We start from the raw sequence: 14,620 nt of genomic DNA, 5'->3' as shown, positions 1-14,620 counted from the left end.
CTTTGGAACTTTGAATCTAAGGATTTTTTATATACCAATATCACCCAAGCTCTTTTAGATCTCTAATTACTTCACTTGCGTGAGTTTCTGGTTTTACTTTGCTATAAATTTTTCTCACGATACCTTCTGGGTTTATCAGAAAAGAAACTCTTTTTGGCATCATGATACCGTCGGCTCCGTATTTTTTGATAATTTTTTGATCTTTGTCAGATATGAGAGTAAACGGTAGTCCGAACTTTTCTATAAAACTCGTATGAGATTTCTCGCTATCTTTGGATACTCCGAGAACCACGGCGTTTAGTTTTGTGAATTCTTTGTGAGTGTCACGGAGAGCGCAAGCTTCTTTGGTGCATCCTGGAGTGTTGTCTTTTGGATAAAAGTACAAAAGTACCCATTTCCCAAGGAAATCGCTAAGTTTTATTTTGTTGCCGCCCTGGTCTACAGAACTGAAACCCGGTGCTTTTTTGTTTTCTTTTATCATAACTACTCTTCTACACTACAGGTAAAGTTTTCTGTGTCGATCACCATGTTTTCTTTGTCTACAAACATCACACTTCCAAACTCTTCTGAGTCAGCTACACAACTTTTGTATGTTTTGTTTTTCTCCTGGTACTCACTGTACAAAAGATACCCATTCTCACCATCGTAACATTCTGCGTTGCGTAAAGCTCTGATGGTTCCTTTAACAAATTCGTCTTCTAGTGTGCATATGCCACGGTAATCACCATTGGTATTTTTGTATTCTCCGGCGAACATTCTAAAATTTCCCATATTGACCCTGACAGCCGAGTCATAGCCCCCACCAGGTATGTCATTAATCATAAATTCAATTACTATGAAGAGTAATATTCCAAGGATAACTATAAATTTTATTGTGAATTTTAATGTTTTCATAATTATTCTTCTACACTACAGGTAAAGTTTTCTGTGTCTATCACCATTTCTTTGTCTCCATATGTATCGACCATTATTGCTCCGTATCTATACTGATTAACTTCATAAGAATGCTGTGTATCAGCATTTATAAAAAGACAGTGTCCGGAAGTCATACTATATTCTCCTGTTTCTCTGTTTTTGTAGAATATTTTTGAGTAAACAAGAAAACCACTTTCTCCATCATAACAATCTGACCTTACATCACTATTTCCGCCATAAATATTTTTTTTGTTTGAGCCCTTAATATATTCTGAAGTTGTTTTATCCAGACAAAACCCAGAATAGTTACCATTGGCGTCTTTGTAACCATCAGCCAGTATTATAAAAGTGCTTAGATTTCCTTTCACATCTCTAAGTAATGTTGATTTTTTGATGCCAGGATCATACAAAAACACGCTTGCGACAAAAGCCAATATGCCAAGGATTATTAGTGATATAAATATACGTTTTAATATTTTGTACAACTTGTATGTATTCATGGCCTAATTATACCAAAATATCGAAAAATCTGACTTTGTGATATTATTCTTTTTGTATGAACAAAGATTTTTACAAAAAGGGCAATGTTACCGCCGGAATACTTCTGGGTATACTTTTTGCGATTGCAGCGATTTTTTATATAATCGGCAAAAAAGATGAGGTTCAACCAGATGAAAATTTATTAGAAGATAATCAAATACAAGAAACTATGACAGAAGAAAACAATACAACTAGAGAAGATGGCCTAGTCATCGAAACATTAAAAGAGGGCGAGGGTGTGGAAGCTGCTGCTGGAGACATCGTTTCAGTTCACTACACAGGAGTTTTTGAAAGTGGAGAAAAGTTCGACTCAAGTTTAGACAGAGGTGTACCTTTTGATTTCACACTAGGTGCAGGACAAGTTATAAGAGGTTGGGACGAAGGAGTCTTGGGCATGAAAGTCGGTGAACAAAGAAAACTAACAATTCCTTATGAACTTGGTTACGGAGAAGCAGGATATGGACCCATACCTCCAAAGGCAACTCTTATATTTGAGGTTGAATTACTAGCGATAAAATAAAACAAATATGGAAAAAGAAACATTGCTTACAAGCAAAAAAATACAAAAATCACTAGGCGGTCTTCTGGCTATACTTATGATTTTCTTTGCTTTCAAAACTATAGGAAGTATAAAAGAACTAAGATATATAGGTAGCGACAGTTATCCTTCTAGTACTATCTATGTAGAGGGTGAAGGAGAAGTTTTTGTTGTTCCAGATACAGCAGTAGTTAGTTTTACTGTTATAAAAAATGACAAAGATCTAGGAGTTGCACAAGATGCACTTTCTGAATCTGTTTCAAACATACTCAATCTTATAAGAGAAGAAGGTATTTTAGACGAAGATATCAAGACAACTTCTTATTCTTCAAATCCAGTTTACGCTTACAGTAACTACTACTATTATCCAAGACCTGTAAAAGGGGAGATAGAGTCCTATGAGATAAGCGAAACAATAGAAATAAGAATCAAAAACACAGACTCTGTTTCTAGAGTTATGGAGATTCTAGGAGAGAACGAAGTTACTTCTATCTACGGACCAAATTATACTGTTTACGATATGAGCGCATTAGAAGATGAAGCCAGAGATATGGCTATTTCAAACGCAAAAGAGGAAGCAAAAAGATTGGCTGATATGCTAGGGGTTAGATTGGTAAGAATAGTATCTTACAGTGAAGATTACGCATATCCTTACTACGACAGAGCATTTGGAGGAGATGTTATGACACTAGACGCCGTAGAGTCTGCACCGTCACCAGAAATTCCAGAAGGAGAACAAAAGATCACAAAGAAAGTCACAGTAACTTACGAGATAAGATAATCTTTCGACTATGAATTTTAGGCAGTCAAAAGTTATTGCAATACTGTTGATACTTTTGGTTGTCGCACTAACCATATTTTCTGCCAAAGTCGACGTAAGAGAAATTCTAAACTTCATCGGTGTTTCAGGAATATATGGCTATATTGCCGCAGTAATCATCGCCCTTTCGGGCGGTGTTTCTGTTGCAACTACGGCTAGTTTTTATGCCGCTATAGGCATACTCGCCGTTTCTGGACTTGACCCACTCATACTGGCTCTTGTTACTGCACCGGCTCTTATAATAGGAGACTATATTTTCTATTATCTTGCACGTCGTGGCAAAGAGGCGATTCTAGAAAAGAACAACAAGTACGTAAACAAAATAAAAAGGTTTATTGGCGGTAAGAGTCAGTTTTTTATAGGATCATTTGTTTATTTCTATGCTGGACTTACTCCGTTTCCGTCTGACATTCTTATGGTTTCTCTTGCTGTGTTTGAAATTAGGTTTAGGAGGATAGTGTTGCCACTTTTCTTGGGTCACGTGACACTCGTTACACTTATAGGATTATTGGGGGGTCTTATAACCTGATCCTGTTTGACACACCCTTTTTCATGGTGTAATATGTTTGACATACGGCGCCCCAAAGGGCGTTTTAAAAATAGCTAAATTAAGAAACTATGTTTGAATTTATAAAAAGTGTAAGAGCGGAAATGAAGCACGTTACTTGGCTTTCTAGAAGAGAGATTATGGTTACAACTATTTTGGTTATAGTTGTTGCTGGAGTTATCGGATACCTTCTAGGATTTTTCGACCTTATATTTACAAAACTAATAGAAGTAATCATCTAAAAAGCTTATGTCAAAACAAGAAGTTACAGGACAAAGGCATTGGTATGCTGTCCACACATACGCGGGTTATGAAAATGCTGTTGAGAGAAATCTAAAACAGAGAATAGAATCTCTTGGTATGCAGGACAAAATATTCAACGTTATCGTCCCTACAGAAAAAATAGTAAAGGTAAAAGGAGGTAAAAGAGTAGAAGCAGAAGAGAAAATATATCCTGGTTACGTTTTGGTTGATATGATCGTTACAGATGATTCTTGGTATGTTGTTAGAAACACTCCTCGTGTTACAGGTTTCGTTGGGGCGGGTGTAAATCCTGTTCCTCTAGATCAAAAAGAGATAGACGAATTGTTCGGAAGAATGAAAGGTGACGACAAGGTCTCACACGATATCAAAATATCTGTTGACGATATAGTTATGGTTACAGACGGTCCATTCAAGGATTCTGAGGCCAAGGTCTCATATGTCGACCATGAAAGAGGAAAAATCAAGGTTCTGGTATCACTCTTTGGTAGAGAAACTCCAGTAGAACTAGACTTCCTACAGATTAAAAAAATATAAGAGAAGGGTTTACAGAATAGGTTTTTTTTGGTAAATTGCTTCTCGTTACGCTAAACAAAAATGTCCCGACGTAAAGTCGGGACCCCGACCAAAGCGTCGGGGCTTCAAATATTCGCTTAACACTTACATTTTAAACATGGCAAAAAAAGTAATAAAAAAAGTAAAGCTTCAAGTCCCTGCAGGGGGAGCTAGTGCTGCGCCACCACTTGGTCCTGCACTTGGACAAGCTGGAGTAAACATCGGAGACTTCGTTCAGAAGTTCAATGAGTCCAGCAAGGAAATGGGAGGATTCGTTGTTTCTGTAGTTCTCTCAGTTTATGAAGACAGATCTTATGACTTCATAATCAAAACTCCTCTAACTATCGAACTTCTAAAAAAAGAAGCAGGTATCCAAAAGGGAGCTGGTAGACCAAACTCATCTAGAGCTGGGGTCATAACAAAAGATCAGCTGAAAAAAGTTGCAGAGATAAAGATGAAAGATCTAAACACTGACGATATCGAAGCTGCTATGAAAATAGTTGCTGGTACTGCAAGACAAGCTGGTATTCACGTAGAATAGTCAACAAAAAGCAAATAAAAACCCGCCCTTAGTTAGGGCGGTTTTGCTTTATTTCAGAGGAAAATTTTTGTACATCATCGAACCCATTGGTCTAGGATCTTCATTGATATATTTCGCACTTTTCTTCTTGTTGTACGAGTTCTCAACTTCTCCTGAGATTTCAAAATAGATGAGTTGCCCTATCGGCATACCGGCATATATCTTGACTGGTTGTGTACAAGATATTTCCAGTGTCCAGAATCCTTCGAACCCAACATCTCCTTTTCCAGCTGTAGCATGGATATCTATACCAAGCCTACCAACGCTAGATTTTCCTTCCAAGAAAGGAACGTGAGCGTGAGTTTCTGTGTATTCGATAGTTGTACCAAGATACAACGTTCCAGGGTGTATGATGAATCCATCGTCTGGGATTGTCAGGTGTTCGATCTCGTTTTTTTCTTTTGCATCTAGTATTGCACTTTTGTAAATAGCCAGATACTCAGAAAGTCGAACATCGTAGGAGTTAGTACCTAAATTCTCAGGAATGAATGGTTCGATAATAATCGATCCGCTCTCTATTTCCTCTTTTATTTTTTTGTCTGTAAGGATCATTGGTTACTGATTTTTCGTAACATTAACAAAAAGGAGGGAATATAACAAGGGCAAAGAAAAAGCCCCGCTTTCGCAGGGCTTTGGTTAACCTTTTTTAACAATGTCTTGAGTACCTCGCTTTACATCAAAGTTTGCAGGCTCTTCGTCCAAATAAAGAACAAGATCAGGAAATGCATCCTTCAGAACACCACCCATTTTTTGAGCAACCATTCTTGCGGTTGGGTGAACAGTCTTTTGACTTCTTAGTTCTACTATGTAGATCAGGTCGGCAAGCTTTATTGTAAACCTGCACGGAACACGGAATCCCATAGCAATGTAGTACTGTCTTTCTACATCACTGCAGGCGAGACTTTCTATGTCGCTTGTCTGATCTTTTATAAGAATCTCAGCTTCTTTTTGCAGGTCTTCCGGAAGTTCTTCCAGGTACCATTTTTCGAAACCAAGTTCAGTCGTCAAAAGTGGCATTCTTTGTTCAGCACTCCGTTGCCTCTGGAGGTCCCTGTAGGATCCAAAGTCGATCATAAAGTCGAACTGAAAAGTTCCATATTCATTCCAAACCTTTGGTGGGTCAGTTTTTGGCGGCCTTTTTTTCTGAAGGTCTCCAAAACTCCTCATAAATTCCATTTCACTTATGTTTTTTATTCCATGAATGAATGAACCCATCTTTTTTTGGATGCCTCCAGTCCAGAGGTAATGGTTTTGCATGAAATCTTTTCTGAACTCTTCACTTTCAGGGTATCTTTTTTCACTAAAACTGGACGGATACCTTTTGATCAACATTTCTTCCATTTGAAGTGCAAGTGACGAGGTTTCTTTTGCTGGGTGGTGCCTCATCCACAGTAGCTTATCGCCAAATTGCCTGAGATTCATATGAATACTGGCATTGGTTTTAGCGCCTGCGGGCAAGAATGATCTAAGGATATCAAAGGCCCTAGCCTCGATCGCCTTTTTGTACACAGACTCTTTTTGACCTTTTTCTATCGGGAACTTTTCCAGAAGATGTTCTATAAGTCTCGGACGAGCATCTCTGTAAAAGTCGAACCATTTTTTCATGATAGCTGAAGAATTTTCAGTTTTCATGGGGTCATAAACACCCAAACCTTCCACATCAATGTATCGGGTAGATGTTTCTTGTCCACTGTAAAGCGGCCAGTCTTGCACAGCCTTGGCTGAAAGCATACTAATTCCGTCCAGAGACACTGTTGTTGTGCCACAATCACCTATTGATCGGTGTCCATAGCCAATGTAGAACATGCTCATGAATTTTTTTGAACTCCCTTCACTCAAAACCTTTTTCAGGTTGACCCAGAGTCCACCCGCTTGTCTCGAATTTAGAGATTGAAGCATGGCGTCATCCTCGGGGGCGAGGTGGTCATAGATTGTAACTACCTGATCATTTTTTTCAGAAAAGGTAACCTTTTTTTTGAATCTCGCGAGTCTAACTCGGAGAACAAAATTCTTTATTAATTTTTTAAGCATCATTTTTGGGTTTGATTTAAACCAACACTACTATTTAGAAACTGTTTTGTCAAAAAGAAAAAAGCTGGGGTTACCAGCTTTTATTTTTCAGATCCAGTAAGGATAAGCCAGAAGAAACAGTAGTTTACAATATCTTGATAGCCAGAACGTACCCCTTCAGAGGCAATCGTTTTGCCGTCATTGTCTTCTATCTGTTTTATTCTGACAAGTTTCATTAGTATAAGGTCTGTAAATGAATTTGGTCTCATGCTTCTCCAGGCTTCCCCATAGTCATGATTTTTGTTTTGTCTCAATTCTTCGATTTCCTTAATTTCTTCGTCATAAAGATCAGAGAGAAGTTGTTTGTCCATATGGGCTTCTGGTTTTGCGCCCAATTTTTGTTGAATTAAAGACATGATTGAGTAATTAATCATACCTATATATTCTGCTTCTATACTTTCTCCGACACGATTTTCTTTGGTGTCTTCAACAGTTCGTGATCTTTGTGCTTTGATAAAAATTTGATCCGTAAGACTAGGAAGTCGCATCACTCGCCAGGATGAACCATAATCTTGATTCTTTTTTAGAAATAAGTCCTTACACTTTTTAATTACCAAAGATATTTCCTCTTCGGTTTTTCGATAGGATGTTTCCATTAATGTGCAATTTTTTCTGATTATACATAAATTTCCTATAAATCAAAATTTTGGTTTTTATGCTAGAATCAGGGTACATGAAAAAAGATGTGGAAGCCTTGCTGGTCTCGGCTCTCAGAGATTTAGGAATAGAGGAAAAGCCTACTGTGGAATACACGGACGATTTTTCTCATGGAGAAATGACTACAAATATAGCGATGGTTTCTGCTAAAAAACTAGGTAAAAATCCATCAGAACTAGCAAGCTCTATAATTTCAAAAATAGAAAAAGGAGACATGATAAAAAGTATTGAGGTCGCAGGACCTGGATTTATAAACTTTCGTCTTACAGATGATTTTATAGAAAAATATATATCTACTATTGATTCTAGTGTTGGTAAAACAGATATTCACAAAGGTAAAACCATAATCGTTGAACACTCTAGTCCAAACCTTTTCAAGCCATTCCATATAGGACACGTCATGAACAACGCGATAGGGGAATCTATAGTCAGACTTTCTGAATATTCTGGCGCAGATGTAAAAAGACTTTCTTTTCCTTCAGATGTTTCGATTGGTATAGGCAAGGCAGTTTGGTCGCTACTAGAAAAGGGTGTAGAAAATCTAGATAGACTTTCTTCTACAAAAGAAAAGTTGGATTTTCTAGGTCAGTGTTATGTCGACGGGGTAAAAGCTTTTGAAGAAAACGAAAACGTTCAAGAGAAAGTAAAAGAAATAACCAGAAAGATTTTTCAAAAAGAAGAAGGAGAAGAATACGAAGCTTACAAGAAAGGAAAAGATCTAAATCTAGAATACTTTATAAACGAAACAAAGAAACTCGGTTCAACTTTTGATGACTTTATATATGAGAGTGAGGCAGGGGAAGAGGGTAAGAAAATAGTTCTAGAGCACCCAGAGGTTTTTGTAGAAAGTGAAGGTGCAGTAATCTACAAAGGGGAAGAGGATGGACTACACACAAGAGTTTTTATAAACAGCGAAGGGTATCCAACATATGAGGCCAAAGATATAGGGCTGCTTTCTCTTAAGTTCAAAAAATACAACCCAGATATTTCTGTTGTTATAACTGACCACGAACAAACATCTCACTTCGACGTTGTTTTGTCAGCGGCTGGAAAAATAGACAAAGATTGGAAAGAAAAAACAATACACAGAACTCATGGCAGGATGACGCTTCGTGGCAAGAAGATGTCTTCTCGAGAGGGCGGTGTACCTATTGCATCCGATGTACTAGAAACATTGATTCAAGACATTGCGAGTTTGGGCAAAGACACTTCTAGTTCAGAAGACATTGCTATATCTGCTCTCAAGTTTGCGATACTGAGAGTTGTTTCTGGAAAAAATATAAACTTTGATCCAGACAAATCACTTTCCTTCGAAGGAGACTCTGGTCCTTATATCCAATACACATACGCGCGTAGTATGTCACTCCTTCGAAATGCAAAAGAAGCTGGTCATGTACCGTCAGAAAAACTTTCTGGCGCAAAAATATCTAACCTAGAAAAGATTATGTTAAGTTTTGAACATGTAGTTAATAGATCTATAGAAGAATGGGCACCGCACTACATAACAACCTATCTTTTGTCTCTTTGTAGAGAGTTTAATTCATGGTATGCATCAAAAAAAATAATAGACGAATCAAATCAAGATATTGAAAACGATCTTTTGATTGCTGAGAAAACTACTTTTATATTAAAAAACGGACTTTATCTTCTAGGTATAAAATCTCCAGAAGTTATGTAAAAACTTCACCTGTTGATTTTTTTTATTTTTATTGGTTTTTGTTTATTTTTGTATTGACGGGCATAACCTATTTGATATTATTTTTGTATGCCAACAGGGAGAGGTAAGTCATAGTGTTGACTTATACCTGTGGCCAAGTCGACACAAAGGAAAATATCTCGCATGTGCGGGATATTTTTCTTTTTTGTCAGCGTTTGCTTTTGATTAATAATTGTATATACTCTACCTATAGCGCTAGAGGAGAATATCACTCTCCGATGCTTTCAGAAGAAAGCCACAACATTTCAAATGTTCGGGTGAGTAGAACTGGATGGGTAAGCCCAAAATAGCTGTAAATGAGAAGTAACTAAGGTGGTACCACGAGGAAACTCGTCCTTACACAATGATATATATCGTTGTACAAGGACGAGTTTTTAATTTTATGGATCCCGTTAGAGGCCGCGATCGCGGATTATATCGGATAAAACAAGTTATGAAAAAATATAATATACAAAATAATATGGAAATTTCTAATAAGGATGTATCGCGTTCTGCCTCTAATGGGATGGAAGAAAATACAAAAAATCAATACGTAAAAAACTCCACCGTCGCAAAATCTGCTATGGCGGACAAGGAAGAAAAAGTTTTAGAGTTCTGGAAAGAGAACGATATTTTTGAAAAGACCCTGAGTATGTCGAAGGGGAGAAAAGAGTTTGTTTTCTATGAAGGTCCACCAACTGCAAATGGAAAACCAGGAATACACCACTTAGAAGCTAGGGCATTCAAGGATGCAATTCCTCGCTATAAAACAATGAGAGGTTTTTATGTAAGGAGAAAGGGTGGTTGGGATACTCACGGACTTCCTGTTGAGCTTCAAGTTGAAAAAGAGCTTGGACTCACTTCCAAAAAAGAGATAGAAGAATACGGCGTAGAGAAGTTCAATCAGAAGTGTAAAGAAAGCGTTTGGCAGTATAGAGACTTGTGGGAGAAGTTTACAGAAAGAGTTGGTTACTGGATCGACTCCAAGAATCCATACGTTACTTATGAGAATCAGTACATGGAGTCTGTCTGGAATATATTGAGTACTGTCGAGAAAAAGGGACTTCTTTACAAGGACTACAAAGTTCTACCTTGGTGTCCTAGATGTGGTACAGCACTTTCTTCTCATGAACTTGCGCAGGGTTATCAAGACGACAAGGATCTTTCTGTGACAGCAAAATTCAAAGTTGTAGGAGAAGAAAACACATATTTTCTTGCATGGACAACTACACCATGGACTCTTCCTGGAAATATTGCTCTTGCAGTAGGAAAAGATATTTTTTATGTAAAAGTAAAATTAGAAAATGATTTTCTAATACTCGCCGAGGACAGACTTTCTGTTCTAGATGGTGACGTAGAAATTTCTGAAAAGATAAAAGGTTCTGATCTTGTTGGGAAAGAATACGAGCCACTATATGCATACTTCAATAATCTAGCTCCAGAATCTTTGGATAAGTCAAAAGCATATAAAGTATATTCTGCAGACTTTGTAAACACAGAAGATGGAACAGGTATTGTTCATACTGCTGTTATGTATGGACAAGATGATTTTGCACTAGGAACTAAAGTGGGTCTTCCAAAGTTTCACTTAGTAAAAGAAGATGGTCACTACATAGACGGTATGGATTTTCTGACAGGTAGATTTGTAAAAGATGAAGAAGTTGCGATAGATATAATCAAAGACCTTGCGGGAAGAAACCTACTTTTCAAAAAAGAAAAATACGAACACTCATACCCACACTGTTGGCGTTGTAAAACCGCGCTTATATATTATGCGAGAGATTCTTGGTATATACGCATGGAAAAATTGCGAGACAAGCTTGTAAAAGAAAACGAGAGTATAAACTGGGAACCAGAGCATATAAAAGACGGAAGATTTGGCGAGTGGCTACGCGGTCTAAAAGATTGGGCAATTTCACGCGAAAGATATTGGGGAACACCACTTCCTATATGGGAGTCTAGCGATGGAGATAGGATTGTCGTGGATTCTATCACTACACTTAGAAAACTTTCAAAAAAGGGAAACAACAAATATTTTGTGATGAGACACGGCGGTACCGAGAGCAACAAGAGTGGGGTAGTGAGTTATATAAGAGAGGGCCAAGACGGACTAACAGAAGAAGGTAAAGAAGAGACAAAGAAAAAAGCACAAAGTCTAAATGGGGCTGGTATCGATCTAGTCATAACTTCTCCATTTAGAAGAACACTAGAAACTGGAAAAATTGTTATAGAAACTCTTGGACTTCCAAAAGAATCCCTTATAAAAGACGAAAGACTACAAGAAATAAATCCTGGTATTTTCGACGGCAAGAACTGGTCAGATTTTCACGATGCAATAGAAGGTAGTGATAAAGATTGGTTCAACAGAAAAGTAGAAGGTGGCGAATCTTTGCTCGAAGTCGGACAAAGGGTTAGAAAAGTACTTCTTGATTGTGAAGAAAAATACAAAGGCAAAAAAATACTTTTTGTGACGCATGGTGGCCCAGCTTGGCTTTTCTATGTAAATGCAGGGCTTTTTTCTCCACACGGTGAAGACTACCAAAAAGAGGACCACAAAGTTTTTGTAGAAGATTTCAAGAGGTTTGAAAACTCAGAAGTGCGAGAGTTGGATTTTGTAAAAATGCCAATGAATCAAAATCTAGAAATAGATCTTCACAAGCCATTTATCGATAGTGTCGTTTTGGAGAAAGGGGGCAAAGAATATACTAGAGTAAAAGAAGTTCTAGATGTATGGTTCGACTCTGGTTCTATGCCGTTTGCACAGGACCACTATCCATTTGAAAATTCTGAAAAAACATTTCAACCATATAAAGGTTTATTTAGAAAACAGCGTGGTTATCCAGCAGACTTTATAAGTGAGGGAATAGATCAAACTCGTGGTTGGTTCTACACACTTCATGCAATAGGAGGAATCATGGGTACAGGAAAAGCTTATAGAAATGTTATAAGTCTCGGGCTTATACTAGATGCCAACGGTAAAAAGATGAGTAAGTCAATCGGAAACACGGTTGACCCTATAGAAATGGTTGAGAAATATGGTGTTGATACATTGAGACTGTGGATGTACTCAGTCAACCAGCCAGGTGACGCGAAAAACTTCGATGAAAAAACAGTACTTGATCTAAACAGGAAGTTCTTTGGTTTGCTTTATAACGTGCTAGCGTTTTATGAGCTTTACCCCGTACCAGAACAAGTTCGATACGGGGCAGGTCGAGATTTGTCAGAATCAAAAAATATATTAGATAAGTGGATACTTGCACAACTAAACGAGCTGATAAAATCTTCTACAGAAAACATGGACAACTTCAAATTGTTTGAGCCGGTAAGAGAAATGAGAAGTTTTATTGATGACCTCTCTACATGGTACCTTAGACGTTCTAGAGACAGACTAAAAGATGGTGATAATGATGCAAAGAGAACTCTTTATTATGTTTTGAAAACACTCGCTAAACTTATGGCTCCGTTTGCACCGTTTAGTGCAGAGGATATATGGCAAAGGTTGAAGACTGATAATGATGTAGAGTCCGTTCATCTTACAAGCTGGCCAGAAGCAAGGAAGGTAAATACACAAATAATATCTGATATGCAAAAAGTTAGAGATTTATGTACAGAGGGTAATTCAATAAGAAAAAAGACAAACATACCACTAAGACAACCACTTCAAACATTCTTTGTAAAAGAAGAAGTGTCTCAAGACTTAAAAGACCTGATCAAGGAAGAGTTAAATGTAAAAGAGGTAAAAGTTTCTAGTGAAGTTTCTTTCGACATGAACATAACTCCAGAACTAAAGAGAGAAGGGGAATATCGAGAACTTGTTCGTGTTATACAAGACATGCGAAAAGAAAAGGGTCTTATTCCTAGTGATGTGATAAATCTAACTCTGCCAGAGAAATACAAAGAGACAGTTTCAGGATTCGAAGATGATTTGAAGAAAACTGCTGGAGTTAAAGAAATAAAATTTATGGGCGAAGAAATAATCTTAAAATAAATTTATGATTAAAATAATATCAATCGATTTACAAAAAGATTTTACAGATCCACAAGGTCGAGCTTTTCGAGATCGACCAAGCGTTTCTTTTATAAAGAATGAACTTGTTCCATTTCTTCGTGAAAAGGATATAAAAATCTATGAAATAATCTCAGATTACAGACAACCAAGGCAGGGTGATACGGGAGATCTTTGCTACCCCGGAACTTTTGGATATGAGTCTGAAATACCTGATGATGTAAAGGACGCAAATATATGGGTAAAAAGTATGAATTCTCCTGAGTGGATAAGAAAAGGCAGGGGAGACAAAGATGCAGTTCCGGAATTGCCTTATCCAGATCCGGAATCTTTTACTAAATGGTTAATTGAGACAGTTGGAACACCAGTGGAAAAAAATAAAATAGTCTTGATAGGTTTAACTCTCGACTGTTGTGTGTTGTCTACTGCACAAGACCTAACTTTTCGTGGTTATGATGTTTATGTTTTAAGTGAAGCGGTTGATGTGTATTCTGGTAATCAAGAAGAAAAAGAATATCTATTAAAAAATGTTCCAGTAAAAAACTGGGCTGACCCCATGCTTTTTGAAGAATTTAAAAATGAAATCGCTTAAATTTACAAGTGAACTATCAGAAAAAATTCTCGCTGGGAAAAAGACAGGTACTTGGCGGCTTTTTGATGATAAAAACTTGGAACTAGGAGATGAGCTTGAGCTTATAAACAAAAGTACAGATGAAGTTTTTGCTAGAGCAAAAATAACTTCATTAAAATTTAAAAAGTTAGGTGAAGTGACAAAAGAAGAAATAGCTGGAAAGTATAAAGATTTTGATGAAATGTATAGAATTCAAAAAGGTCACTATGGCGATAAAGTCGATGAGAATACTGAAGTAAAAATGATAGAATTCAAATTAATATGAAAAAAGTTTTTGTTGTACATGGATTGGGGTCAGCACCAGATCATGCATGGCGTGGCTGGTTAGTTGATGAATTAAAAAATAAAAATATAGCCGTAGAAAATCCTCAGATGCCAGGAGATGATAACCCTATTTGCAAAGAGTGGGTAGATTTACTAAATAAAATCATCGATCCAAAGGATGAAAATTATATTATTGGACATAGTTTGGGTGCAAGAGCTGTATTGAGATATTTAGAAGCAGGAGGGAGAGCAAGAGGAGTAATATTGGTTTCAGGAAGGTTTGGTAAGCCAAAATCTGGGACTTTAGGAACTTTCTATAATGAACCACTAGATTTCTCAAAAATAAAAAACAATTCAGAGAAGTTTGTCGTTTTTCATGGTAGTAACGATCCAAACATACCTTTTGAAGATGGTAAGAAAATTTCCGAAGAATTAAATTGCAAATTTATAGTTATAGAAAATGGGGGACACCTAAGCGGAAAAGCAGGTTTCAATAAATTTCCAGAAGTTTTAGATGAACTATTAAAAATGATGAAATAA

General features: G+C 37.1%; 17 protein-coding genes. 11 read left to right on the top strand and 6 right to left on the bottom strand.

The features are described from left to right. Positions 1-40 precede the first annotated feature (40 nt). The 3 genes from H6791_02550 to H6791_02540 are packed head-to-tail and all read right to left on the bottom strand — an operon-like array spanning position 41 to position 1,415. Positions 41-481: a peroxiredoxin gene (locus tag H6791_02550; GenBank protein ID USN94617.1), complete on the bottom strand. Its 441-nt coding sequence runs from the start codon at positions 479-481 to the stop codon at positions 41-43. Positions 482-483: 2 nt separating this feature from the next. Further along, positions 484-894, bottom strand: a complete 411-nt coding sequence (locus H6791_02545) for a hypothetical protein (GenBank protein ID USN94616.1) — start codon at positions 892-894, stop codon at positions 484-486. Between the two features lie 2 nt (positions 895-896). Next, on the bottom strand, positions 897-1,415 hold the full coding sequence (locus H6791_02540; protein USN94615.1) for a hypothetical protein: 519 nt from the start codon (positions 1,413-1,415) through the stop codon (positions 897-899). 56 nt (positions 1,416-1,471) lie between these two features. Between H6791_02540 and H6791_02535 the strand changes: the two genes are divergently transcribed. From H6791_02535 to rplK, 6 genes are all read left to right on the top strand, one after another. Further along, complete coding sequence (locus H6791_02535) at positions 1,472-1,975, top strand: FKBP-type peptidyl-prolyl cis-trans isomerase (protein ID USN94614.1); 504 nt, start codon at positions 1,472-1,474, stop codon at positions 1,973-1,975. A gap of 7 nt (positions 1,976-1,982) precedes the next feature. After that, positions 1,983-2,774: an SIMPL domain-containing protein gene (locus H6791_02530; protein ID USN94613.1), complete on the top strand. Its 792-nt coding sequence runs from the start codon at positions 1,983-1,985 to the stop codon at positions 2,772-2,774. 10 nt (positions 2,775-2,784) lie between these two features. After that, entirely contained in the window at positions 2,785-3,342 is a 558-nt protein-coding gene (locus H6791_02525) for a hypothetical protein (protein ID USN94612.1), read from the top strand. A gap of 89 nt (positions 3,343-3,431) precedes the next feature. Continuing rightward, a complete protein-coding gene (gene secE / locus H6791_02520; GenBank protein ID USN94611.1) occupies positions 3,432-3,602 on the top strand; it encodes a preprotein translocase subunit SecE in 171 nt (56 codons plus the stop codon). Between the two features lie 7 nt (positions 3,603-3,609). Further along, the gene (nusG, locus tag H6791_02515) at positions 3,610-4,158 is read left to right on the top strand and encodes a transcription termination/antitermination factor NusG (GenBank protein ID USN94610.1); all 549 of its coding nucleotides are present in this window, start codon (positions 3,610-3,612) and stop codon (positions 4,156-4,158) included. A 136-nt stretch (positions 4,159-4,294) separates the two neighbouring features. Then, complete coding sequence (gene rplK / locus H6791_02510) at positions 4,295-4,717, top strand: 50S ribosomal protein L11 (protein ID USN94609.1); 423 nt, start codon at positions 4,295-4,297, stop codon at positions 4,715-4,717. A 48-nt stretch (positions 4,718-4,765) separates the two neighbouring features. Here the strand turns inward: rplK and H6791_02505 are convergent, their stop codons facing one another. The 3 genes from H6791_02505 to H6791_02495 all read right to left on the bottom strand — a co-directional run bounded on the left by H6791_02505 (position 4,766) and on the right by H6791_02495 (position 7,422). Then, a complete protein-coding gene (locus H6791_02505) occupies positions 4,766-5,308 on the bottom strand; it encodes a dCTP deaminase (protein ID USN94608.1) in 543 nt (180 codons plus the stop codon). Between the two features lie 84 nt (positions 5,309-5,392). After that, complete coding sequence (locus H6791_02500) at positions 5,393-6,790, bottom strand: FAD-dependent thymidylate synthase (GenBank protein USN94607.1); 1,398 nt, start codon at positions 6,788-6,790, stop codon at positions 5,393-5,395. 77 nt (positions 6,791-6,867) lie between these two features. Beyond that, a complete protein-coding gene (locus H6791_02495) occupies positions 6,868-7,422 on the bottom strand; it encodes a DUF1599 domain-containing protein (protein USN94606.1) in 555 nt (184 codons plus the stop codon). Between the two features lie 77 nt (positions 7,423-7,499). Here H6791_02495 and argS point away from each other — a divergent pair, with 77 nt between their 5' ends. The 5 genes from argS to H6791_02470 all read left to right on the top strand — a co-directional run bounded on the left by argS (position 7,500) and on the right by H6791_02470 (position 14,620). Continuing rightward, complete coding sequence (argS, locus tag H6791_02490; GenBank protein ID USN94605.1) at positions 7,500-9,161, top strand: arginine--tRNA ligase; 1,662 nt, start codon at positions 7,500-7,502, stop codon at positions 9,159-9,161. A gap of 499 nt (positions 9,162-9,660) precedes the next feature. Next, positions 9,661-13,167, top strand: a complete 3,507-nt coding sequence (locus H6791_02485; protein USN94604.1) for a class I tRNA ligase family protein — start codon at positions 9,661-9,663, stop codon at positions 13,165-13,167. Between the two features lie 4 nt (positions 13,168-13,171). After that, on the top strand, positions 13,172-13,777 hold the full coding sequence (locus H6791_02480; protein ID USN94603.1) for an isochorismatase family protein: 606 nt from the start codon (positions 13,172-13,174) through the stop codon (positions 13,775-13,777). After that, a complete protein-coding gene (locus tag H6791_02475) occupies positions 13,764-14,081 on the top strand; it encodes an ASCH domain-containing protein (GenBank protein USN94602.1) in 318 nt (105 codons plus the stop codon). Before H6791_02480 ends, H6791_02475 begins: the two co-directional genes overlap by 14 nt. Next, positions 14,078-14,620 carry a serine hydrolase family protein gene (locus H6791_02470; GenBank protein USN94601.1) on the top strand — a complete coding sequence of 181 codons (543 nt, stop codon included), beginning with the start codon at positions 14,078-14,080 and terminating at the stop codon, positions 14,618-14,620. The genes H6791_02475 and H6791_02470 overlap by 4 nt, the downstream gene beginning before the upstream one ends.

The sequence above is a fragment of the Candidatus Nomurabacteria bacterium genome, assembly GCA_023898605.1.
Taxonomy (GTDB): domain Bacteria; phylum Patescibacteriota; class Minisyncoccia; order Phycocordibacterales; family UBA9973; genus HK-STAS-PATE-34.
This window is presented reverse-complemented; position numbering and strand designations above follow the sequence as displayed.